Below are 23,332 nucleotides of genomic sequence, written 5' to 3'. Positions count from 1 at the left end.
CCGCGACGGCCGCTACGCGGTGGTGCCGGGGCCGGAGCCCGCTCCCGAGGCTGCCTTGATGCCCTTGGTGATGTCGTCCATGACGGAGAGCGCGGGTGCCTTGGCGTTGACGTCGAAGCCCGACCGGACCACGACCAGCAGGTCCTTCGAGCGGGGCGACGGGAAGGCCAGCGACTGGACGTACCCGTCGTCACCGTTCTTCGTCACCACCTTCCAGCGCACCAGGTACCCCTGTTCGCCGGCCACGGTCACCGGCTCGGACTTGAGTTCCTGGTGCGAGGTGATGCCGCCGTAGATCTTCTCGCCGTACGATTCGGTGGCATTGACGGAGATGTCCTTCTCCGCCGTGGCCTTCGCCGTCGAAGTGTCGAGCTTCAGGGCCTTCGCGGGCGCGGAGAACACCCCGCCGCGCACACATTGCTCGGACGTGTCGCCGGGACACGGGTACTCACCCGTCGTCACTCCCGCACCCGTGACCCCGGAGGTGCCCTTCCAGCCGTCGGGCACCGGCAGGTTGATCCCGCTGGTCAGGTCGGTGGCGTAGCCGTCCTCGGTCCCCGGCATCCGCTGCTCGGGGGCGCCGCTCCCGCCGCCGCCTCCCGGAGCGCCCGGCCCGCGACGGGGGGAGTCCGAGGGCGGGGCGGACGGGGTGGTGGCCGCGCGTTCGTTGTCGTCGCCGGAGTTGTCCGACAGCAGGAGGACGCCGCCGCCTACCGTGGCGAGGAGCACCACAGCGGCCGTGATGCCCAGTCCGACGCGCATCCGGCGGCGCCGGATCGTGGCGGGCGGCAAGCGCAACTGGTCGGTCCACCGGGTGCCGTCCCACCAGCGCTCGTGAACGGGGCCAATTCCTGTGTACCCGGGGTCTGGGTGCCAGCCGGGCGGGGTCATCTGGGTCACGGGCCCCACCGTAGAACGGTTGCGTGAGAATCGCATGAATCAGCTGTGGCGGATCGACTCGTATCAATAGGGTGAGGCAGCGCTCCGTCCCACGGACGGAGCCGGGGTTCAGGACGCCCCACCGGCCGGAGGGGTTCTCCGCCGTCCCAGCGGGAGGCCGAACGATGAGCGAAGAAACAGCCGTGCGGATCGAGCGCGACGGCCCCGTGTTCACGGTGATCCTCCACCGGCCCGAGGTCCGCAACGCCGTGGACGGGCCGACCGCCCGGCAACTGGCCGACGCGTTCCGGGAGTTCGAATCCGCCCCGGACGCGGCGGTCGCCGTGCTGTGGGGCGAGGGCGGTACGTTCTGCTCGGGTGCCGACCTGAAGGGCATCGGTACGGAGCGGGGCAACAAGGTCCTGGCCGAAGGCGACGGGCCGATGGGGCCGACCCGTATGCACCTGGGCAAGCCCGTCATCGCGGCGGTCTCCGGCCCCGCGGTGGCCGGGGGCCTTGAGCTCGCCCTCTGGTGCGATCTCCGGGTGGCGGAGGACGACGCGGTGTTCGGGGTGTTCTGCCGGCGCTGGGGAGTGCCGCTGGTGGACGGCGGAACGGTACGCCTGCCGCGGCTCATCGGTGAGAGCCGGGCCATGGACATGATCCTCACCGGGCGCCCCGTACCGGCCGCGGAAGCCTACGCCATGGGGCTGGCCAACCGGATCGTGCCACCCGGCGAGGCGCGCGGCGCGGCGGAGAGCCTCGCCCGCGAGATCGCCGCGTTCCCGCAGCTGTGTCTGCGCCACGACCGGCTTTCGGTGCGCGAGCAACACGGCCTGAGCGAACCGGAGGCGCTGGCCCAGGAGTACCGGCACGGTCTGGTGCCGCTGACCGCGGGGGAGACACAGGCCGGGGCCGAACGGTTCGGAGGCGGCGCGGGCCGCCACGGATCCTTCGACGGGTGACCGGCCCAGGGCGGCGGGGCCCTGCCCCCGCTGCCGCAGGCCGGGCCGAAAATGCGACGACGCCGCCTCGCGGGCCGCCCTACGCTCGGCGGATGCCGACCCACACGTACCCCGACAAGCCCCGGCCCGGCGACCGCGTCGCCGTGCTGTCCCCCGCCTCCGGGCTCCCCGGCATCCTGCCGCTCCCGCATGAGCTGGGGCTGCGCAGGCTCCGGGAGGACTTCGGCCTCGAACCGGTGGAGTACCCCACGACGCGGAAGATGGGATCCACCCCGCAGGAACGGGCCGCCGACATCCACGCGGCGTTCGCCGACCCCGACATCAAGGCCGTGATCTCCACCATCGGCGGCGACGACCAGATCACCGTGCTGCCGTACCTGGACCGCGACCTGCTGCGCGCCAACCCCAAGCCCTTCTTCGGGTACAGCGACAACACAAACCTGCTCGTGTTCCTTGAGAACCTGGGCATCGTCGGATACCACGGCGGCACGGTGATGGCCGAGATGGGTCGTCCTGGTGCTATGCACCCGCTGACCGTCGGCTCCCTGCGGGCCGCGCTCTTCACCCGGGGCGACTTCGAGCTCACCCCGTCCAAGGAGACCAACGGGGCGGGCGGCCGGTGGGACGAGCCCCGTACCTTCGAGTCCGAACCCGCGATGCGGCCCTGCGACGGCTGGACATGGCACAACACTGATGGCCGGACCGTTAAGGGTGCGAGCTGGGGCGGAAATCTGGAGATCCTGGCCTGGCTGCTGATGGCCGATCGTGAGATCCGGCCGGTGGACAGCTACGCGGGACGGGTGCTGTTCCTCGAAACGAGCGAGGAGATGCCCTCGGCCGACGAGGTCTACCGGATTCTGCGGAACATGGGGGAGCGGGGGATGCTCGCGCAGTTCCCCGCACTCCTCATGGGACGGGCCAAGAACTGGTCGTTCGAGCAGCCGCTGGACGCCGTGGCGGGGGAGCGGTACCGCGAGGAGCAACGGCAGGCGGTCCTGCGGGCGTTGAGCGAGTACGCCCCCGGGACCATGGCCGTCCTCGACGTCGACCTCGGTCACACCGACCCTCAGCTCGTCATCCCGTTCGGCGGACGGATCGAGGTGGACGGCGTGGTCCGCCGCATCGTCGTCACCTACTGATCCGGCATCGCCTGCCGGCGCCACCTGCCGACATCGCTTCTTTGGTCTGACCATATGTGGTGTGTGACATAGTTGAAGATCCGGCAAGACGTGACGGCAACCGGACGATTCCGGCCGAGGCAGGGGGTGACGGATGCCCGTCGAATGGCAACCCGTACGGCAGTCCCGCACGCATGAGCTCGTGCTCCAGAGCATCGAGGAGCGGGTCTTCGCCGGTGAGCTCAGGGCGGGCGACCGGCTGCCGCCCGAGCGCGAGCTCGCGCCGGTGCTCGGGGTCAGCCGGTCCGCGCTGCGCGAGGCGCTGAGGGTGCTGGAGACCATCGGCGTGCTGGTCGCGCAGCCGGGCCGGGGGCCGGATGCCGGGGCGCGGATCGTACGCAACCCCGACGACGCGCTCGGGCGGCTGCTGCGACTGCACTTCGCGCTGGGCAGCTACAGCCTGGAGGACGTCCTGGAGGCGCGCGTCGTGCTGGAGCGTTCCAGCTTCGAGGCGGCCGCCGGGCATGCCTCCCCGGCGGATCTCGACGAGGCGGAGGCGCTGGTCGCGCACATGGGGGAGCCGGATGTCACGGTGTCGGAGTTCAACGATCTGGACACCCGGTTCCATGTGCACATCGCCCGCAGCTCCGGCAATGAACTGACCTCCACGCTCACTTCCGCCGTCCGTGAATCGGTGCGACCGCTGATCCTGCGGGCACTGGAGGAGGTTGAGGACTGGCCGGCCACGGCCGCCGCGCTCAACGCGGAGCACACCGAGCTGCTAGGGCTGGTGCGCGCGGGCGAGGGCGCTGGCGCCGCCGACCTGGTCGAGAAGCACATCCGCAGCCTCCACGGCACGTTGGTCGACGAGAACTCCTACCGGGGCCCGGAAGATTCCTGACGCAGGGCGAGGGCTCGGGGTGCCGGACGGGCCCGAACCCTCGGTGTGCGAATTCAAGTATTGTCAGGTGCATGCCTATACGCTCAGGTTCGTGGAGTCGCATCCTTCACGTTCCGGACCGAGGCTAGTATGGTCGGACCATAAAAATGGAGAAGTGATCGGAGAGACCCCCATGCGCATCGGACTCTTCGCCACCTGTCTGGGAGACACGCTCTTTCCCGAGGCGGTGAAATCGACCGCGGTCCTGCTCGCCCGCTTGGGCCACGACGTGGTGTTCCCGCCGGGGCAGACCTGCTGCGGTCAGATGCATGTCAACACCGGCTATCAGCGTGAACCCGTCCCTCTGGTGCGGAACTTCACCGACCAGTTCGGCGACGCCTCGATCGACGCCGTCGTCATGCCGTCCGGATCGTGCGCGGGCTCGGTCCGCCACCAGCACGAGATCGTCGCCGAACGGTACGGGGACGCCGCGCTGCGCGCGGGCGTCGCCACCGTCAAGGCCAAGACGTACGAGCTGTCGGAGTTCCTCGTGGACGTCCTGGACGTGGACGACGTCGGCGCGTACTTCCCGCACCGAGTGACGTACCACCCCACCTGTCACTCCCTGCGCATGCTGCACGTCGGTGACAAACCCCTGAAGCTGCTCCGGGCCGTCGACTCCATCGACCTCGTCGAGCTCCCCGAAGCCGACTCCTGCTGCGGGTTCGGCGGCACCTTCGCCGTCAAGAACGCCGAGACGTCGACCGCGATGCTCCAGGACAAGATGCGCAACATCGCCACCACCGGGGCCGATGTCTGCACCGCCGGCGACTCGTCCTGCCTGATGCACATCGGCGGCGGGCTCTCTCGCATCAGGTCGGGCACCCGCACCCTGCACCTCGCGCAGATCCTCTCCGCCACCCGCACCTCGCCGTACGTCCCCACGGAGGCCGTCCGATGAGCAGCACCTTCCTCGGCATGCCCTCGACCCCGCCCCGTTCCCCGTACGGGACGGGCAATCTGCGCGGCGACCGGAAGTTCCCCGAGGCCGCCCACGACGAGCTGCGCAACGAACAACTGCGCCGCAACCTCGGCCGGGCCACCCGCACCATCCGCGCCAAACGCCTCGATGTCACCGGTGAACTCCCCGACTGGGAAGCACTGCGCGAGGCGGGCTCGGCCATCAAGACCGACACCATGAACCGGCTCCCCGAACTCCTGGAGGAGCTGGAGCGGAAGGTCACCGAGCGCGGCGGCACCGTCCACTGGGCGCGCGACGGCGTCGAGGCCAACGAGATCGTCACCCGGCTGGTCAGGGCGACGGGCAGCAGCGACGTCATCAAGGTCAAGTCGATGGCCACCCAGGAGATCGGCCTCAACGAACACCTCGAATCCGTCGGCATCACCCCGTACGAGACGGACCTCGCCGAACTGATCGTCCAGCTCGCGCACGACAAGCCGTCACACATCCTGGTCCCCGCGATCCACCGCAACCGCGACGAGATCCGGCAGATCTTCCTCAAGGAGATCCCGGGCGTCGACCCGCGCCTGGACAACGTGCCCGCGCACCTGGCCGCCGCCGCCCGCGCCTATCTGCGCGAGAAGTTCATGACCACCAAGGTGGCGGTTTCCGGCGCCAACTTCGGGATCGCCGAGACCGGAACCCTCGCGGTCGTGGAGTCCGAGGGCAACGGCCGCATGTGCCTGACGATGCCCGGCACCCTGATCACCGTCATGGGCATCGAGAAGGTGCTGCCGCGCTACCAGGACCTCGAAGTGTTCCTGCAGTTGCTGCCGCGCTCCTCCACGGGCGAGCGGATGAACCCGTACACCTCGATGTGGACCGGAGTGACGCCGGGCGACGGGCCGCAGGACTTCCATCTGGTCCTGCTCGACAACGGCCGCACCGCGGCGCTCGCCGACCGGATCGGACGCGAGGCCCTCAACTGCATCCGCTGCTCGGCCTGTCTCAATGTCTGCCCGGTGTACGAACGGGCCGGCGGCCACGCGTACGGATCGACGTACCCCGGACCGATCGGCGCGGTCCTCACCCCGCAGCTCGCCGGGATGCACGCAGCCAAGAACGACCCCAACAGCTCGCTGCCGTACGCCTCCAGCCTCTGCGGCGCCTGCTTCGACGCCTGCCCGGTCAAGATCGACATTCCGTCGCTCCTGGTCGAACTGCGCCACCAGCACACCGAGCAGTCCGGTACGACGGCGGAGAAGCTGGCCATGAAGGCCGCGGCCACCGTCATGAAGCACCCGAAGCTCTTCACGGCCGCGCAGAAGGGCGCGGGGATCGGCCGTGTCATCGGCGGGCGGGACGGCAAGATCTCACACCTGCCCCCGCCGTTCAACGGCTGGAGCGAGAGCCGGGACACCGAAGTGCCGCCGAAGCAGACCTTCCGCTCCTGGCTGGCATCGGCCGAGGGCGCCGAGACGATGCGGGCCGCCGCGGACGAGCACGAACAGAACCGGAAGAAGAAGGAGGAGGAGAAGTGACCGACGCTCGCGAAACGGTGCTGGGGCGGATCAAGGACGCCCTCTCCCTCGCCCCCGCCCCCGATGTCGCCGTCCCGCGTGCCTACCGCACCGGCCGCACTCTCCCCGACGACGAACGCCTGGCCCTCTTCACCGACCGGCTCGTCGACTACAAGGCCACCGTCCACACCTGTACCGCCGATCGCACCGCGGAACTCGTCGCCGAGGTGCTGCGGGAGCGCGGGGCGCGGCGGATCGGTGTGCCGGCCGGGCTCGACGCGCGCTGGCTCGAAGCGTTCGACGGCGAGGTCCAGCAGGACTCCGCCGACATCCCGGCGCCCGGCCTCGACGCGTTGGACGGGGTCGTCACCGCCTCGGCCGTGAGCTGCGCCGAGACCGGCACCATCTTCCTGGACGGTTCGCCCGACCAGGGGCGGCGGGCGCTGTCCCTGGTCCCCGACCTCCATGTCTGCGTCGTCGATCTGTCGACGGTCGAGACCGGTGTGCCGGAAGCGGTGGCGCGGCTGGTACCGCAGCGTCCGACGACGCTGATCAGTGGTCCCTCGGCCACCTCCGACATCGAGCTGGAGCGGGTGGAGGGCGTGCACGGGCCGCGCACCCTGGCCGTGGTGATCCGGACGGACATGTGACTCGTAGGGCCTGCCCGGAGGGCGGGGTGCGCGGCGGTGGGACGGTTCCCGGGCCGCGCACCCCGGCGCTCAGCCGTGCGTGACCGTCACCGGCTCGAAGCCGATGCGTGTCGTTGCCCCGTCGTGCGCCCAGCGGACCTCCACCGTGTCCCCGTCCACCGTCACCGCGTCGACCACGGCGTCGAGCGGCGCCGCGTCGGGCTCCGCGGTCAGTGAGGCCAGCGCGACCAGGATCACCGAGCCGGTCGCGGGCGCGGAAAGCCGGGGGACCACCGCCCAGGGCGTGTACGCGGTGCCCTGCGGAGCCCGTACCTCGTCCCGGGACTCCCAGCCGTGCAGACCGTGCAGCGCGGAGGTCAGGGCGTCGTCGCGGCCGGTCGCCCAGCCCGTCTGCTCCACCCGGGCCCCGTCCGGCGCACCGAGCACCCGGTGCGCCCGCAGTTCGTAGCGCCCGCGCACCACCGTGACGCTCTGCACCCGCAGCCCCGGCACCATCGGCGAGCCCGACGTGAACACCGGGCGGTGCCAGGAGGCGGCCCAGCCCCAGCCGTCGCCCCCGCCGGCGCCCAGCGCACGGATGACCCGGCGACCGCTGCGGGCCCCGGCGACGACCACGGCCAGGTGGTTGTCCGCCGCGTTCGCCCTCGACGTGGGACCGGTCACCGTGGAGTACGACTGGCGGCTGTACAGCGGGTCGTCCTGCACACCCGACTCCCCCTCGTGCGGGCGCACATGGTCGCTGCCGTGGTTGTGCAGCCGTACGATCCCGTCAGCGCGGGTGGTCTGGACGAGCAGTCCGGGCGCGGGCAGCGCGAGAACCCGGTCGGGGCCCTCGCTCGGCGCGGGCTCCTCGGTCGCGGTCCACAGCGGATGGCCGTCCGGGGCGAGCAGCGACACGAAGGCCTTGGACGCCCAGTACGGCGAGGCGGGCGCCGAGTAGTTCTGCAGCGACGCCTCGTGCGGGCCGTGCCAGCCGAGGTTCAGCAACCCGTCCGTACCGGTCGCGCCCCGGTCCAGGAAGTAGCGCAGCGATCCATTGATCACCCGCCGGGAGGCGCCGGGCGTGAGAGGGGTGTGCCCGCTGACGGCGCCGAGCGCCACCGAGGAGGCCGCCGCGAAGCGGTAGGTCAGCGAGCGGCCGAAGTGGATCGGCGCCCCGTCGCCGCCGAAGAGCAGCGAGTAGCCCTCCAGGTGCTCGCGCAGCCGGGCGCCGTAGTGCGCGGACAGTTCGGCGTCGCCCGACAGATGCGCGTCCAGCACGGGGTAGAGGTGCAGCGCCCAGCCGTTGTAGTGGTCGAAGGCCCGGCCGTCGCCGTCCGCGTACCAGCCGTCGCCCCGGTACCAGCCCTCCAGCAGTTCCAGGGCCCGCTCCTTGGCCCGCGCCGTCCGCGCGTCGCCCCGGCCCACGGACTCCAGGAATCCGGCCACGGAGTAGGGGAAGAGGTACCAGTTGTTGGGGGCGGGGGTGTGCCGCAGTGCGTCGCGCAGCCACTCCTCGGTCCGGTCCTGGACCCGGGCGTCCAGCCGGTCCCAGAGCCACGGGCGGGACAGCCGCAGACCGATGGCCACCGAGGCCGACTCGACCATGGGCTGGCCGAACACGGTGTGGTCGCGGATCAGAGGCCAGGACTCGGTGTCCTCGCGGCCGGGGGTACGGGTACCGGCCGCGAGCCCGTCCGCGTACCGGTCCAGCCAGCCGTGCGGGTCCTTGCCGTGAGCGCCCGCGACCCGGAAGGCGGCGGCGAGGAAGGTGCGCGCGTAACCCTCCAGACCGTCGGAGCGCACTCCGGACGCGGACGGCCGGCCCGGCAGGTCCAGCAGGGCGCCGCCCGGCGTCGCCCACTGCCAGGCGGCCCGGAGCAGCCCGTCGGCGGCGGCCTCCCAGTGAGCACGGGTGTAGCCGGTGTACGGGCTGGACACCCGGTCGTCCGCCGGGAGTTCGAGGGTCGAGATCGGAAGCGGAGCGGTCATGCGAGGAATGCCAGCCTTTCGCGTCGTACGGGATGGGCGAAACCGTCGCCCGCGGCCCAGCGGCCGGCCTCGCCCGCCGCCAGATCGACCAGTCGCCGCAACTCGTTGCCCTGTGAGCCTGCGAGGTGCGGGGTGATCAGGGCGTTGTCGCAGTCCCAGAGGGGGTGTGCGGCGGGCAGTGTGTCCGGATCGGTGACGTCGAGGATCGCCCGGATGCGGTCCTGCCGGAGTACGTCGACGAGCGCGTCCTGGTCGACGACGGCGCCCCGCGCGGTGTTGATCAGCACCGCGTCCGGGCGCATCGAGGTGAGCAGTTCGCGGCTGACCAGCCCGTGGGTGGCCGGCAGCAGCGGGGTGTGGACGCTGACCACGTCGCTCTGTGCGAAGAGTTCCGCGAGGCCGACGGGCCGGACGCCGAGCGCGGCGGCCTCCGCGTCGGAGACGTACGGGTCGTGCAGCAGGACGGGCAGATCGTAGGGGCGCAGCAGTTCGACGACGCGCCGGCCGATCATGGAGGCGGACAGGATGCCCACGGTGCGGCCGTAGTTCCCGACCCGGTCGGGGATGGTGAGCCAGGGGTCGCGGCGGCGCTGTGTCCGGTAGTCGTGGGCCCGCTCCAGGGCCCGTTTGCCGGAGAGCAGGATCATCGCGACGGTGTACTCGGCCACCGGCAGCGCGTTGGCGGCGGCCGCCGAGGAAACCTCGATGCCGTGCTCCCAGCAGGCCTCGGTGATGTGTCCACGCACACTGCCCGCGGTGTGGACGACCGCGCGCAGCCGCGGCGCCGCGCCCAGGGCTGCCGCGTCAAGCGGCGGGCAGCCCCAGCCGGTGACCAGCAGTTCGGTGTCGGCCAGCACCGCGCGGGCGCGGTCGGTGGAGAAGTCGTCGAGGGCGGGCAGGGCGGCGAGATCGCACACCTCGCCGAGCGCGGCCAGGGACCGGGCGCCGAGGAGCGCGTTGGCGGCGGCCGCTTTCATGGCGACGGCGGCGCGCGGCCGGTTCCGGGCGGAGGGGGCGGTGGCGCAGGGGTCTGTGCTGGCATCTCTCTCCTGGTGGGGAACGGGGGCGGTGGCCCGGTCACTTCACGGCGCCTGCGATGAGCCCCGACTTCCACAAACGCTGGAGCAGGGCGAGGATCAACGGCAGGACCGCGAGCAGCGAACCCGTGATCGCTACGGGGCAGTACTCGGGGTGAGACGACGGCGGCGCTGTTCCATGTGTAGAGGCCGAGGCTGACCGGATAGAGATGCTGGTCGGAGAGCATCACCATCGGCAGGAAGAAGTTGTTCCAGATCGCCGTGAGCTGGAAGAGGAAGACGGTGACCAGGCCCGGCCCCAGCATCCGCAGGGCAACCCGGAAGGAGGCCGCAAGCTCGCCGGCGCCGTCCATCCGCGCCGCCTCCAGCACCTCGTCCGGCACCAGAAGGTGATGCGGGTGGCACGCTTGCCGCCTCTGCTGCCCGGCCCGGACGCCCCGTCGCTGTTGCCGCCGTTGCCTCCGCAGGCACCGAGCGCACCCGCCAGCGGCAGAGCGGCGATCGTGGCAAGCACGGATCGACGGCTCTGTCGTCCAGGCATGTGCGCCTCCCGCGGCTGCTGTATCGGCTCACGGGGAATCCTGATCGGCTGATCGTTACTGGTCAAGTGATCGCTCAGGAGAAAATCAAAACGGTCAAACGATCATCCGGTGGAACGGGGCAGCTCCCGGGCCGATCCACGCACCTTCAGCGTGGGCAGCAGCTCCGTGCGGCGCACCGGTCCGGTCGCGCCCGCCGCACCGGACAGCCGGTGGAGCAGCAGTTCGGCGGCGGCCCGCCCGATCTCCGCCTTCGGCGGCGCCACCGCCGTCAGCGGAGTGCTGCCGAGGGCCGCGACCACATCGTCGTACGCCACCACCGAGCAGTCCCGGGGCACCTCGACACCCCTCTCCGCCAGCCGCTGCACCAGCATCAGCGCGTCCACGTCCCCGTGCAGCACGGCCCCCGTGGCGCCCCGCTCCCGCAGCAGCGCGGCGAGGTCGAGAGCGGCCCGGCCGTCGGCCGCCGATGCCGAACCATGGGGTTTGGCCGCCGGGCCGGCCCCGTGGGGCTCCGCTGCCGAGGGCGAGCTCAGCACCACCGACCAGTCCGCCACCTCCGGACGGGCCGCCGCGATCTCGGCGAACGCGGCACGGATGCTGCGCGCCGTCGGACTGTCGTCACGGGCCGCCAGCACGATACGGCGATGCCCCAGCGACACCAGATGGTCCACAGCGAGATGGATCCCGTACCAGTGATCGGAACAGACGGAGTCCAGGGCGTGGAGCGCGCTGCCCGGCCGGGGCCGCCGCTCCATCAGTACCGTCGGCACCCCCACGTTCGCGAGCCAGCCGTAGTCCAGCTCCTCCGAGCGGGTACTGAGCCAGCGCGGCGCGATCAGCAGCCCGCGCGCCCCGTCCGCCAGCGCCCGCTCGACCAGCGGACGTTCGGCACCGGCCGACGGGGGCGCGATGTGCAGCGCGATCCGGATCCCGGACTCCTCCAGGACGGAGCGGGCGCCGTGCAGGGTCTCGTACAGGTACGTGTGCCGCTCCGGGACGACCAGGGCGACCGCCCCGGCCTCCCCGGCCGGCTCCTGGCCCCTGGCCGCCGGGACCGCGCCGGTCGGAACCGGCTCACGCACCGGGCGGGCCACCCCGTGCCCGCGCCGCAGCCGCCCGTCCCGGGCCAGCTCCTCGACGTCCCGCCGGATCGTGACCACCGAGACGTCGAGCTCGGCCGCGAGCGCGCTGACCTTCACGGCGCCGCGCGACTCCACCACCGACAGGATTCGCTGACGCCTGAGTTCAACCGGCTCCCGCATGCTGCTGGCCCCCTCGTCGTACCGCCGCGCACTGTTCGTTTGAGCGCTTCCGGTGAGCGCTTCGGCACGCAGCATAGCGATCGGTCTCCGGCCCGCCACCGGTGCGGACCACCCCGTCCGCCCCACCGGCCCCAGCAGGCACTCTTGCGACTCCGTAACAACGCGACCTAACGTCAACGGACTTGAGACCGAAAGCCGAGGGGAGGGGCAGATGGAGATCAAGAAGGTAGTGGTCCGCGAGGAAGAGGCGAAGAACCGCGAACGGCAGACGATCGAGAAACGTCCGACGCGCTGAACCGGTGCGTTCCGGTCCAGCCGGCACCTGACGCGATCGCCCTTCCGGGGCCGGTGCGCCACGGCCGGACAGTGACGAAAAGGGCGGACGCCGGACGCGATCCGGGGTCCGCCCCCGTGCCGTGGGAGGCGCAGTGCGAATACATCTGGTGACCATGCCGTGGCAGCCGATCGAACTCCCCTCGCTCCAGGTGGGACTGTTGCACGCGCTGCTGGACCTGACCCGGCCGGACGACGAGGTGCGCGAGTTCCACGGCTCCCTGCGCTGGGCGGAATTCCTGCTGGAACGCTCGCAGGGGGCGATCCGGCCCGGCGATCACGTCGCGGTCGGCAGCGAATCGATCTTCGACGGCCTCGGGGACTGGGTGTTCTCCGGCGTCCTTTACGACGATCCCGAATGGGGCGTGGCGCAGCTCAAGGAGTACGCCACGCGGCGCGGGACCGACATGTCCACCGCGACCGCGATGAGGGTCCACGCGGCGGAGTTCATCGACGAGAGCGCGAGCGCGATACTCGACGACGCACCCGATGTCGTCGGGTTCACCTCCACGTTCATGCAGAACGTCTCCTCGCTGGCGCTCGCGGCTGAACTCAAACGACGCCGCCCCGGACTGACCGTGGTGTTCGGCGGCAGCAACTGCGACGGCCCGATGGGCCACGCCCTGCACCGCAACCACCGCTTCGTCGACCATGTGGTGCGCGGCGAGGGGGAGTATGCCCTGCCCGCCCTGCTCGCCCACATCGACGCCGGCACCGCACCGGCCGACGTACCCGGACTCTGCTGGTGGGACGGGCCGAAGTCGAGCGCCAACGAGGAGTCCCGGCGCACCGTCGCGCCCGCCGACATCCCTTCGCCCGACTACGACCTCTGGCAGCAGGCCATCGAAACCTCCCCGCTCGCCGAGTACGTCCATCCCAAACTCGTGGTCGAGGGGGCCCGGGGCTGCTGGTGGGGCGAGAAGCACCACTGCACCTTCTGCGGACTCAACGGCTCGGCGATGACCTTCCGCGCCAAACCCGGAAACCGGCTCTGGGACGAGGTCGACCGCCTGGTCCGGCGCCACCGCATCCTGGACATCGTCACCGTCGACAACATCATCGACATGGCGTACTTCAAGGACTTCCTCCCGCTCGCCGCCGACAGCGGCTGGGACCTGCGCATGCACTACGAGGTGAAGTCCAACCTCACCGCCGAGCAGTTGGAGACGCTCGCCCGAGCCGGATCGGTCCACATCCAGCCCGGCATCGAGAGCCTCGACAACAAAGCCCTGGAGCTCATGGACAAGGGCGTGAGCGGGGCCCGCAACATCCGTACGCTCCGCGAGTGCGAGAACCACTCGCTCACCTGCTCCTGGAACTACCTCTACGGCTTCCCGGGGGAGACCGCCGAGGACTACGCCTTCGTCATCGACCAGATGCCCGCGCTCGTCCACCTCCAGCCGCCCGGCGGCGCCCACCGCATCCAGCTGGAGCGGTTCAGCCCCAACTTCGCCAACCCCGCGCTGGGCTTCCCCGAGCGGCGGCCCGCCGAGATGTACCGCCACGTCTACGACCTGCCCGAGGAACAACTGGCCGATCTGGTCTACCTCTTCGACACTCCGCCCGCCGGGATCGGCGGCGGGACCGAAGCGCGGCTGAAGGCCGCGGCCCGCGACTGGTACACCGGCCATCCCGCCTCGACCCTGGTCCTCGAACAGCCCGAGGGCGAGGAGATACTGCTCGTCCACGACCGACGGCGCGGCTGGCCGCGCCGCACCCACCGGCTGACCGGCTGGCACGCCGCCGCCCTGCGCCACCTGGAGGCGGGCCGCACCCGGACGGCACTGCACCGCCTGCTCACGGCCGAAACGAACCCGCCGACCGCCGAGGAACTGGACGCCTGGCTCCGCGAAGCGGTTGCCCTGGGGCTCCTCTTCGACGACGGGCGGTCGTATGTGTCGCTGCCCACCTGGCACGTGCCGGTCCGGTCGGTCGAGCGCACCCAGGCGCCGGACGGGACGGCCCTCGGGCCGTCGGGCGCGCCGGACAACGGAGAGAAGGCCGCCGGATGAGCCCGCTGCCCGCACCCCCGACCCGCACCGCCCCCGCCCTGCCGGCCTGGCAGGTGCCGCACGGGATCCGAGGACGGCTGGTGACGGTCGACGAACCCCTGCGGCTCGGCGCCGACGGCCGGTCGGCGGCGGAAGCCGTCCGGTTCCTGCGCGAATGCCAGAGCCACGATCTCGTCGTGCGCTGGCTTCCGGCGACCGACGACCCGCTGTTCACCGGGCCCGCGCACGAGGTGGCCGACACGGCGGGCCTGCTGCGCCACCTGCCGGCCCCCGGCCCGCTGCCCGGCGAACCGCCGGAGCTCACCACCTGGCGGGACCGCCACGCCTACGGACAGCTCTTCCACCGGCGCGGACCGGACTTCGTCACCGTCATGGACCGCAGGGAGCCATCGGCCGCCGCCCGCTTCACGATCGACGACCCCGATCTGCTCGCCACGTTCCGCACCGTCCAGGACCCCACCGCCCTGGCTGAACTGAGCGCTATCGGCCGGGAAGCGGTGGAGCTGCTGGTGTCGGAACGCCTCGCCCGGGTGACCGACGGCTGGGTGGTGGCCCTGCCGCCCCGCATCCGCCGGTGGCCCGTCCCCTGCACCGACATCTGAACGGGATGGAGCAGCTGCCCGACCCGCCGACGCCGTCAGCCGAGATCCCTTCCGCCGGTGCCGGGACCGACCGCTCCGGGCGGTCCGGACGTGCCCTGCTGCGCCACCGGCCGTTCGCGCTGCTGTGCGGGGAACAGATCGCCAGCTCCGTCGGGCGCCAGGTCGCCACCCTGGCCCTCGCGCTGCTCGCCGTGACCCGGCTGGGCGCCGGGCCCTTCGGCGCCTCCGCGCTGATGGCGCTGAGCTACCTCCCCGGCGCGCTGCTCAGCCCGTTCGCCGGGGTGCTGGTCGACCGGGCACGGCTGCGCGGACTGACCGTACTCCTCACCGTTCTCCAGGTGCTGGTCGTCGGCTCCGTACCCCTGGCGGACACCCTGGGACGGCTCGGGCTGCCCCAGCTGTACCTGGTGGCCGCCCTGTCCGGCGCGCTGACGTCCATGCTCGCCGTCGCCCTCCAGGCGGCCCTGCCCCGGGTCGTGCACCCCGAGCAGTTGCTGTCCGCCAACTCGGCGCTGACCGGTGCCCGGACCACCGGGCAGATCGGCGGCCCCGCGCTCGGCGGTGTGCTGGTGGGCCTGACCGGGGCCTCCACCGCGCTGCTGGCCGCTTGTGCGGCGTACGGCATCGAGGCACTGCTGCTGCTGGGTCTCCCCGCCATACTCAACTCCTCGGTCCGGAAGGCCAGTCACCAGAAGGAATCCCGGACGGTCGCACTGCGCGCCGGACTCGAAGTGGTGCGCGGCGAAAGGCTGTTGCGCCGGCAGGTGCTCGCCGGGGCCGGGTTCAATCTCGGCAGCGGAGCCGTCGACGCGCTTTTTGTGCTCTACGCCACACGTGATCTCGGACTGCCGGCCTGGCAGTTGGGCACGGTCTACGCCGCGTTCAGCGTCGCCACCGTCCTCGGAGTGCTGCTGGCGGGGCGCTTCGCCGCCACCATCGGACTGGCCAGGGCGACCCGGATCTGCGCCGTGGTGGCCGCCCTCGCGATCTTCCTGATCCCGGGAGCCTCCCTGGGGCCCGGCTTCCCGGCGCTGCTCGCGTACCAGTTCGTCTTCGGGCTCGCGGCCACGGTCTGGGCCATCTCCATGACCACCACCCAGCAACTGATCACACCGTCCGAGCTCCAGGGCCGGGTCGCCGGGGTCCTGCAGGCCGCGCTCATCGGTACGGTGCCGATCGGCGCCCTCGGCGGCGGTGCGCTCGCCGCCTGGCTGGGCAATGTGCCGGTGCTCACCGGCGGGGCGGCGGTGGCACTGGTGGCCGCCGCCTGCCTCTGGCTGCCGTAGCGCGTGGAGCCGTCGGGAGGCGGCGCAGTGGACCGTGCGGGGAGCCACCACGCACGCGGCCCTCCCGGACCGCTGCCTGTCGGCGGGGCGGTTCCGGAAGGGCCGGCGGGGAAGAAGGGCCGGATCAGACGATGCCCTCCTCGATCTCGGCCTGCTCGCGGGCGTTCCCGTACGCCGAGGGCGTGCTGTACGAACGACGGGCGACGAACCACCACACGGTGGCCAGGCCCAGCACGGCGATCAGCGCGATCGACGCGTAGTTCATCGAGTCGACCGTCACCGGGGAGGACTGCGGGAGCAGGAACAGCACGGTCACGATGGCGACCCACACGACGGCGATCCAGCCGATCGGCTTGCTCCAGCGGCCCAGATGCCACGGCCCGCGTTCGAACCGGCTGCCGGAGCGCAGCTTCAGGAAGATCGGGATCGCGTAGGCGGGTGTGATGCCGATGACGTTGATCGCGGTCACCGCGCCGTACGCGGTGGCGGAGTACAGCGAGGGCAGCGCGAGCACTCCTGCGACGATGACCGACAGCCACACCGCGTTGACGGGGGTCTGGGTCCGGGCGCTCACCTTGCGCCACAGCGCCGAGCCCGGCAGGGCGTTGTCACGGCTGAAGGCGAACACCATCCGGCTCGCGGCCGCGACCTCGGCGTTGCCGCAGAACAGCTGGGCCGCGATCACGATCAGCAGCATGGCGGTGGCCCCGGAGGTGCCGAGCGCGTCGATCAGGATCTGTGCCGGCGGCACTCCGGTGGGGCTCTTCTGGGTGCCCACGTAGTCCTGGATGGCGAAGGTCAGCCCGGCGAGCAGCACGAAGCCGGCGATCCAGGAGACCCAGATCGCGCGGACGATGCCCTTGGCCGCCGTCACGGAGGCGTTCGACGTCTCCTCCGACAGGTGGGCCGACGCGTCATAACCGCAGAAGGTGTACTGCGCGAGGAGCAGGCCGATCGCCGCCACGTACAACGGGTTGTGCCAGCCCGTGTCATTGACGAACTCGGTGAAGACGAACGACGGCGACTGGTGGTGCGAGGGGACGATCGCCAGCACGGTGACGATCACCGCGACACCGGCGAGGTGCCACCAGACGCTGATGGAGTTGAGGACGCTGACGAGGCGGACGCCGAAGAGGTTCAGCACGGCGTGCAGCAGCAGGATGCAGACAAAAATGATCATCGTCTTGCCGGGCGTGGGAGTGAATCCCCACTGGAGGTTCATCAGCGCACCGGTGAACAGCGCCGCACCGTAGTCGATGCCCGCGATCGCGCCCAGCAGACCCAGCAGATTCAGCCAGCCGGTGTACCAGCCCCACTTGCGGCCGCCGAGCCGGTCGGCCATGTAGTACAGCGCTCCCGAGGTCGGGTACGCGCTGGTCACCTCGGCGAGCGCCATGCCGACGCAGAGCACGAAGAGCCCGACACCGGCCCAGCCCCAGAGCATCACGGCCGGACCACCGGTCGACATGCCGAAGCCGTACAGGGTCATGCAGCCGGACAGGATCGAGATGACGGAGAAGCTGATGGCGAAGTTGCCGAAGCCTCCCATGCGGCGGGCGAGCACCGGCTGGTAGCCGAGTTCGCGCAGCCGCTCCTCCTCGTCCTTCGGCGGGGTTGCCTCCGCACCCGACTGGGTCGGGGTGGATATGGACATCGGGAAAACCTCCATGAGCGGATGGTGAAAGGGGACGGTCGGTCATCGGTTCGGGACGGGGCGGGCACACGGCATCGCGGTGGCGTCGCTCAGCGTTGCGGCCCCCGTCCGGGGTCGCGGGAGACGGAGAGGCAGCGGCTGCGGGCACGCAGGAAGACGTCCTCCGCGTCTCCGGGGCCCTTGCGGCCCCGTGTGCGGTACACCCATGGAACCGAGGTGAAATAGGGGCCGAGCTCCTGGAACACGGCTGCGGCATCGGCGAATTGGAGGGCTCCCCACAGGGCGTGGGCCAGGTGGTTGAGGTCGAGCAGGGAGTGCGAGATCGGTGGTGTGCGACGGAACCAGAGTTCCAGCGCACGGGCCGCGTCCCGTTCCGCGTCCTCGGTGACCCAGTGCAGGTCCAGGGCCTTTTCGTGGCCCTGCTCGCGGCGGTAGCGCTCGACCCGAACATAGAGCGGCAGTACGTGCAGTGCGGAGCCGTCGGGCGCCGAAGAGGCAGCCCACTGAACGAAGTTGACGGCCTCCGAGAGCGATCCGCCGGCCTTGCGCGCATAAACGAACTGGAGCATCCGGTGGTAGGCTTCGCGGTTGCATGGATCACGCTTGTCGGCCTCGGCCAGCAGCCCCCACGGACCGGGGAAGAGCATCGGCCCCGGCGGGCGCAGCCGGTGTTCCTCCAGTTGCTGGTGTTCGTCCAGCTGGGACAGGGCCAGCAGGCATACCCAGGGAACCGGGTCCGCGGGCGAGGCGTTCGCGGCCGTCCGGCACGCCTGCCAGGCCTCCTGCCACAACTCCTGTGCCCGGTGGTGGCCCTCGCGGTGGGCGCGCACCGCCCGCTCGACGACGACGCGCGCCTGCATCACCGTGGCGGCGACGCTCCGGGGATCCTCGGCCAGCCAGGCCTGCACCGCGTCCGAACCGGCGGCAACCGCCCCGAGCACCTGCGTGCGCTGGGTCCACAGGATCCAGTCCGGCGTGCTCTCCAGCAGATTCCGCATGGACATCCAGCGTCCGGTGCGCAGGTCCTGTAACGCGACCCGTAGATCGTTGTCGTGGCCGGCCGGGTGATAGACCGGCCGGAAATCACTGTTGGCCATGGACTCGCCCTGTCCCTGCCCCTGCACGACAGACCGGCATATGTCGGTCGGGAGATCTGCTCAGCACGTCACGCCACCCGTTGGCGGCATGGAACCCGTGCGACTGCAAAAGGCCGGGACATCGGTGGTCGGTGGTTCGGCGCAGAGTGTCGGTCTCATCAATCCTCAAGGACGTGGGGGGTGAAGCAGTTGTTGAGAAACGAACTGCTCGAAAGCGTCCGGTTGTTGCTCGGCGGTGAGTGTAAGGCCAGTCGCTCCGAACTCCGGACCGATTCGCGGATCTTACTCAAGTCAGTTGATTCCCCAGGACGTTGAAAGATGTACCGGTTGTTCCGGTCGTACCCCGGACTGCCCTTGACGTACGCGGTGGTCTGCACCACTCTGGGCGGCGAGTTCAGTGATCACGATTCCGTTCAAGCCGCAGAGCTTCCGCACAGCTGGAGAGTCGATGACAGGCCCGGTACTCGCCGTGGACCAGGGCACGTCGGGGACGAAGGCGTTGGTGATCTGCCCCGAGCGAGGTGTGATCGGTTCCGCTTCCGTTCCGGTGCGAACCCGGCACGGCGCCGGAGGAGTGGTCGAGGCGGACGCCGCCGAACTGCTCGGCTCGGTCGTCGAAGCGGGTCGCCGGGCGTTACGGGAGGCCGCCGAACCCGTGGTCGCCGTCGGCCTCGCCAACCAGGGCGAGACGGTGCTCGCCTGGGACCCGGACACGGGGCGGCCGCTCACCGACGCGATTGTCTGGCAGGACCGGCGGGCCGCCTCGGTCTGCGCCGAACTTGCCCAGTACGACCGAGAGTTGACGCACCTCACCGGACTGCCGCTCGACCCGTACTTCGCCGCGCCGAAAATGGCCTGGATCCGCCGGGAGCTGACCCGCGAAGGCGTCGTCACCACCAGCGACTCCTGGCTCGTCCATCAGCTGACCGGCGCGTTCGTCACCGACGCGGCGACGGCGGGCCGCACCCAACTGCTCGACCTCGACCGGGCGGACTGGTCGCCCCGGGCCCTGGACGTCTTCGGCCTCGGCGACGAACGGCTGCCCGATGTCGTCGACTGCGACAGCACGGTCGGCACGACGACCGCTTTCGGCGGTGAACTCCCGCTGACCGGCCTGCTCGTCGACCAGCAGGCCGCCCTGCTCGCCCAGAACGCACTGGAGCCGGGCAACGCCAAATGCACCTACGGAACGGGTGCGTTCCTGCTCGCGCAGACCGGGCCCGCCCCACGCCGCGGCTCCACCGGACTGGCCAGCTGCGTCGCCTGGCGGCTCGGCGGCCGCACCAGCTACTGCCTCGACGGGCAGGTCTACACCGCCGCGTCCGCCGTCGACTGGCTCACCGGCCTCGGGGTGATCTCCGGCGCGGCCGACCTCGACCCGGTCGGCACGGCCGTCCCCGACTCCGGCGGCGTCACCTTCGTACCGGCACTCGCCGGACTCGCCGCTCCCTGGTGGCGTGGTGACCTGCGCGGATCGATGACCGGCCTCGGCCTGGGCACCGCCCCGGGCCATCTGGTGCGGGCCCTGTGCGAAGGCATCGCGGCCCAGGTCGTCGAGCTCACCGAGGCGGTCGCTACCGACCTCGGCTCGCCGTTGACCGCGCTCCGGGTCGACGGCGGCCTGACCCGCTCCGAACTCCTCATGCAGACCCAGGCCGACCTGCTGCAACGGCCCGTCGAGGTGTCCGCCCTGCCCGATGTCACCGCACTCGGCGTCGGAGCCGTCGCCAGGCTCGGCCTCGACCCGCGGCTCCCGGTCCGCCGGGCCCTGCCCGACTGGAAGCCGGCCGCGGTGTACGAACCCCGCATCGGCGCCGACGAGGCCGCCGAACGGCTCGCCGGGTTCCGGACCGCCGTACAGACCCTGCTGGACCATGCCTGAGACGTACGAGAGTCACGCGATGAGCCCCACGATCACAACGGCCGGCGAACTGTCCGCCGGCGACCCGCCCGGCGGCCCGGTCTACGACGTGACCGTCGTCGGTGCGGGCGTGGTCGGCGCCGCCATCGCGCGCGAACTTGCCCGCTACCGGCTGCGCACCGCACTCCTGGACGCCGGTGACGACATCGGCAACGGAACCTCGAAGGCCAACACCGCCATCCTGCACACCGGTTTCGACGCCGTACCCGGCTCCCTGGAAGCCCGGCTGGTACGCGAGGGACAGCACAGACTCCGCGCGTACGCGGCCGAGACCGGCATCCCCGTCGAACGCGTCGGAGCCCTGCTCGTCGCCTGGGACGAAGAACAACTCGCAACGCTCCCAGCCCTTTTGGCCAAGGCCGAGCGGAACGACTACCACGCGGCCCGCCTCCTGGACGCCGACGAACTGCGTGCCCGCGAACCTCACCTGGGCCCCGGCGCCCTCGGCGCGCTCGAAATCCCCGACGAGAGCATCATCTGCCCCTGGACGACCCCGCTCGCCTACGCCACCCAGGCCGTGCGGGCCGGAGTCCATCTGCACCTCAACTGCCGTGTGCGGCACATCGGGAGCGGCGACGACGCCCACACCCTCACCACCACCCGTGGACCGCTGCGCACCCGCCACCTGATCAACGCCGCCGGACTGTACGCCGACGAAATCGACCGCGAACTCGGCCACGACGACTTCACCGTCACCCCGCGCCGAGGCCAGCTCATCGTCTTCGACAAGCTCGCCCGCGACCTCGTCGACCACATCCTGCTGCCGGTTCCCACTGCCGCCGGGAAGGGTGTCCTGGTCGCACCGACCGTCTTCGGCAACGTGCTGCTCGGCCCCACCGCCGAGGACCTCGACGACAAGACGGCCACCGGATCGACGGCCGACGCGATCGCCCTGCTCCGCGAGAAGGGCCGCCGCATCCTGCCGGAACTGCTCGACGAGGAAGTCACCGCCGTCTACGCCGGACTCCGGGCCGCGACGGGCCAGGAGGACTACCGCATCCGCTCCCGGCCGGAACTGCGGTACATCACCGTGGGCGGCATCCGCTCCACCGGACTCACCGCCTCCATGGCCATCGCCGCGCACGTCGCCGACCTGCTCGGCGACTCGGGCCTCGTTCTCGGCACGCCGCACGAACTGCCGCCCGTCACCATGCCCAACCTCGGCGAGGCCTTCCCGCGCCCGTACCAGGACGCCGCGCTCATCGCGGCGGACCCGGCGTACGGCACGCTGGTCTGCCATTGCGAACGGGTCTCGGCGGGCGAGATCAGGGACGCCCTGGCCGGCCCGGTGCCGCCGCACTCCCCGGACGGCCTGCGGCGCAGGACACGGGCCGGCAACGGGCGGTGCCAGGGCTTCTACTGCGGGGCGGCGGTCCGCGCACTCTTCGAGGAGGCCAGGCCATGACCCGGCTCGAACGGACCGTCGACGTGCTGATCGTCGGGGGCGGCCCGGCCGGCCTCGGTGCCGGAGCCGAACTCGCCGCGTCCGGCGCGGGCCGGGTCGAGATCCTGGAACGCGAACAGACCGCGGGCGGCGTCCCCCGCCACTGCCACCACGGCGGATTCGGCGGCCGCACCATCGGCGGGGGAGGGGCGACCGGTCCCGCGTACGCCCGGAACTGCGTGGCCGGCGCCGTCCGCGCCGGAGCCACGCTGCGTACAGGTGTCACCGTCACCGGCTGGGCCGGACCGCTCACCGTGGACACCACCGCACCCACCGGCCTCGAACGCATCACCGCCCGCGCGGTGATCCTCGCCACCGGCGCCCGCGAACGCCCCCGAAGCGCCCGCCTCGTCCCCGGCAGCCGCCCGCCCGGCGTCTACACCACCGGCGAACTCCAGCAGGCCGTCCATCTGTACCGGCAGCGGATCGGCACCCGGGCGGTCGTCATCGGTGACGAGCCCGTCAGCCGTGCCGCGGCCGACACCCTGCGCGTCGCGGGCGTGGACGTAGTCGCCATGGTCACCGGCCGGCCCGCTCCCAAGCTTGCCGCCCTGACCCGTCCGCCCGGCGACCGCACCCCGGTCCTCGGCCGCACCACCGTCACCGCCCTGACCGGCCGGGAACGGCTCACCGGAGTCTCGGTGCGCCACCACGACGGCCGGACCGCGACCCTGGGCTGCGACACCGTCGTCTTCACCGGCGACTGGATCCCCGACCACGAACTCGCCCGCCGCGGCGAGGTCACCCTCGACCCCGGCACCCGCGGCCCCGCGTACGACGCCGCCCACCGCACCGACCGCCCCGGAGTCTTCGCCGTCGGCAACCTGCTGCACGGCGTGGAGAGCGCGGGCGTCGCGCTGGCCGAGGGCCGGGCCGTCGCCGCGCCCGTACTGCGTCATCTGACGACCGGCGCATGGCCCACCGGACGGCCGGCCGTCGCGGTCGACTCCCCCCTGCGGTGGGTCGCGCCGAACCTCGTGGACCCGGACGGAGGCCTCCCGCTCCGAGGCCGCTTCGTCCTGCGCACCGACCGACGGCTGACCTCGCCCCTGCTCGTCGTCCGCCAGGACGGCCGGGAGCTCCACCGGCAGCGGCTGCTGCTGCCCGCCGTGCCGGACCGTCCGTTCCATCTGCGCGGCGACTGGCTCGACCGGGCCGACCCGGGCGGCGGGACCGTGCGGGTCTCGGTGCGCTGACT

The 23,332-nt window shown here is 71.5% G+C and carries 18 protein-coding genes and 1 pseudogene; 12 read left to right on the top strand and 7 right to left on the bottom strand.

The features are described 5' to 3' along the window. Nucleotides 1-12 precede the first annotated feature (12 nt). The gene (locus ACIRJP_RS06535; protein WP_404168981.1) at nucleotides 13-891 is read right to left on the bottom strand and encodes a DUF2510 domain-containing protein; all 879 of its coding nucleotides are present in this window, start codon (nucleotides 889-891) and stop codon (nucleotides 13-15) included. Nucleotides 892-1,064: 173 nt separating this feature from the next. Between ACIRJP_RS06535 and ACIRJP_RS06530 the strand changes: the two genes are divergently transcribed. The 6 genes from ACIRJP_RS06530 to ACIRJP_RS06505 all read left to right on the top strand — a co-directional run bounded on the left by ACIRJP_RS06530 (nucleotide 1,065) and on the right by ACIRJP_RS06505 (nucleotide 6,973). Next, the gene (locus ACIRJP_RS06530; RefSeq protein WP_404168880.1) at nucleotides 1,065-1,844 is read left to right on the top strand and encodes a crotonase/enoyl-CoA hydratase family protein; all 780 of its coding nucleotides are present in this window, start codon (nucleotides 1,065-1,067) and stop codon (nucleotides 1,842-1,844) included. A gap of 92 nt (nucleotides 1,845-1,936) precedes the next feature. After that, nucleotides 1,937-2,983: a S66 peptidase family protein gene (locus ACIRJP_RS06525; RefSeq protein WP_404168877.1), complete on the top strand. Its 1,047-nt coding sequence runs from the start codon at nucleotides 1,937-1,939 to the stop codon at nucleotides 2,981-2,983. Nucleotides 2,984-3,116: 133 nt separating this feature from the next. Then, nucleotides 3,117-3,863 carry a FadR/GntR family transcriptional regulator gene (locus tag ACIRJP_RS06520; protein WP_404168874.1) on the top strand — a complete coding sequence of 249 codons (747 nt, stop codon included), beginning with the start codon at nucleotides 3,117-3,119 and terminating at the stop codon, nucleotides 3,861-3,863. Between the two features lie 172 nt (nucleotides 3,864-4,035). After that, on the top strand, nucleotides 4,036-4,803 hold the full coding sequence (locus ACIRJP_RS06515; RefSeq protein ID WP_404168978.1) for a (Fe-S)-binding protein: 768 nt from the start codon (nucleotides 4,036-4,038) through the stop codon (nucleotides 4,801-4,803). Beyond that, nucleotides 4,800-6,344, top strand: a complete 1,545-nt coding sequence (locus ACIRJP_RS06510) for a lactate utilization protein B (protein WP_404168871.1) — start codon at nucleotides 4,800-4,802, stop codon at nucleotides 6,342-6,344. Before ACIRJP_RS06515 ends, ACIRJP_RS06510 begins: the two co-directional genes overlap by 4 nt. Beyond that, complete coding sequence (locus ACIRJP_RS06505) at nucleotides 6,341-6,973, top strand: lactate utilization protein C (RefSeq protein ID WP_404168868.1); 633 nt, start codon at nucleotides 6,341-6,343, stop codon at nucleotides 6,971-6,973. Before ACIRJP_RS06510 ends, ACIRJP_RS06505 begins: the two co-directional genes overlap by 4 nt. Nucleotides 6,974-7,042: 69 nt before the next feature. On the opposite strand, the gene ACIRJP_RS06500 is transcribed toward ACIRJP_RS06505, so the two are convergent. From ACIRJP_RS06500 to ACIRJP_RS06485, 4 genes and pseudogenes are all read right to left on the bottom strand, one after another. Further along, nucleotides 7,043-8,944, bottom strand: a complete 1,902-nt coding sequence (locus ACIRJP_RS06500; RefSeq protein ID WP_404168865.1) for a DUF2264 domain-containing protein — start codon at nucleotides 8,942-8,944, stop codon at nucleotides 7,043-7,045. Further along, nucleotides 8,941-9,921, bottom strand: a complete 981-nt coding sequence (locus ACIRJP_RS06495; protein ID WP_404168862.1) for a hydroxyacid dehydrogenase — start codon at nucleotides 9,919-9,921, stop codon at nucleotides 8,941-8,943. Before ACIRJP_RS06495 ends, ACIRJP_RS06500 begins: the two co-directional genes overlap by 4 nt. A gap of 100 nt (nucleotides 9,922-10,021) precedes the next feature. Continuing rightward, nucleotides 10,022-10,364: pseudogene (locus tag ACIRJP_RS06490) on the bottom strand (ABC transporter permease subunit); the annotation flags it as partial. A gap of 260 nt (nucleotides 10,365-10,624) precedes the next feature. Next, nucleotides 10,625-11,785, bottom strand: coding sequence for a substrate-binding domain-containing protein (locus ACIRJP_RS06485; RefSeq protein WP_404168859.1), 1,161 nt, complete (start codon nucleotides 11,783-11,785; stop codon nucleotides 10,625-10,627). Nucleotides 11,786-12,213: 428 nt separating this feature from the next. On the opposite strand from ACIRJP_RS06485, the gene ACIRJP_RS06480 reads away from it, so the two are divergent. Genes ACIRJP_RS06480 through ACIRJP_RS06470 form a run of 3 tightly spaced genes read left to right on the top strand, consistent with a single transcriptional unit; the run spans nucleotide 12,214 to nucleotide 16,018 of the window. Continuing rightward, entirely contained in the window at nucleotides 12,214-14,130 is a 1,917-nt protein-coding gene (locus ACIRJP_RS06480) for a RiPP maturation radical SAM C-methyltransferase (RefSeq protein WP_404168856.1), read from the top strand. Further along, a complete protein-coding gene (locus ACIRJP_RS06475) occupies nucleotides 14,127-14,732 on the top strand; it encodes a DUF5825 family protein (protein ID WP_404168853.1) in 606 nt (201 codons plus the stop codon). Before ACIRJP_RS06480 ends, ACIRJP_RS06475 begins: the two co-directional genes overlap by 4 nt. Nucleotides 14,733-14,737: 5 nt before the next feature. Beyond that, on the top strand, nucleotides 14,738-16,018 hold the full coding sequence (locus ACIRJP_RS06470; protein WP_404168850.1) for an MFS transporter: 1,281 nt from the start codon (nucleotides 14,738-14,740) through the stop codon (nucleotides 16,016-16,018). 124 nt (nucleotides 16,019-16,142) lie between these two features. Here the strand turns inward: ACIRJP_RS06470 and ACIRJP_RS06465 are convergent, their stop codons facing one another. Together ACIRJP_RS06465 and ACIRJP_RS06460 are read right to left on the bottom strand one after the other, a co-directional pair. Further along, nucleotides 16,143-17,672 (bottom strand): amino acid permease, encoded by a 1,530-nt coding sequence (locus ACIRJP_RS06465; RefSeq protein WP_404168847.1) that lies wholly within the window; start codon nucleotides 17,670-17,672, stop codon nucleotides 16,143-16,145. Between the two features lie 89 nt (nucleotides 17,673-17,761). Then, complete coding sequence (locus ACIRJP_RS06460; protein ID WP_404168844.1) at nucleotides 17,762-18,769, bottom strand: hypothetical protein; 1,008 nt, start codon at nucleotides 18,767-18,769, stop codon at nucleotides 17,762-17,764. Between the two features lie 448 nt (nucleotides 18,770-19,217). On the opposite strand from ACIRJP_RS06460, the gene ACIRJP_RS06455 reads away from it, so the two are divergent. From ACIRJP_RS06455 to ACIRJP_RS06445, 3 genes are read left to right on the top strand one after another with little or no spacing between them, the layout of a single operon-like run. Next, a complete protein-coding gene (locus ACIRJP_RS06455) occupies nucleotides 19,218-20,651 on the top strand; it encodes an FGGY family carbohydrate kinase (RefSeq protein WP_404168841.1) in 1,434 nt (477 codons plus the stop codon). A gap of 19 nt (nucleotides 20,652-20,670) precedes the next feature. Beyond that, nucleotides 20,671-22,095 carry an NAD(P)/FAD-dependent oxidoreductase gene (locus ACIRJP_RS06450; RefSeq protein WP_404168838.1) on the top strand — a complete coding sequence of 475 codons (1,425 nt, stop codon included), beginning with the start codon at nucleotides 20,671-20,673 and terminating at the stop codon, nucleotides 22,093-22,095. Further along, on the top strand, nucleotides 22,092-23,330 hold the full coding sequence (locus ACIRJP_RS06445) for an FAD-dependent oxidoreductase (RefSeq protein WP_404168835.1): 1,239 nt from the start codon (nucleotides 22,092-22,094) through the stop codon (nucleotides 23,328-23,330). The genes ACIRJP_RS06450 and ACIRJP_RS06445 overlap by 4 nt, the downstream gene beginning before the upstream one ends. Nucleotides 23,331-23,332: the final 2 nt, after the last annotated feature.

The sequence above is a fragment of the Streptomyces sp. NPDC102437 genome (assembly GCF_044765565.1).
Lineage (GTDB): Bacteria > Actinomycetota > Actinomycetes > Streptomycetales > Streptomycetaceae > Streptomyces.
The sequence above is the reverse complement of the archived record's forward strand: the minus strand, read 5'-3'. Positions and strand labels throughout refer to the sequence as shown.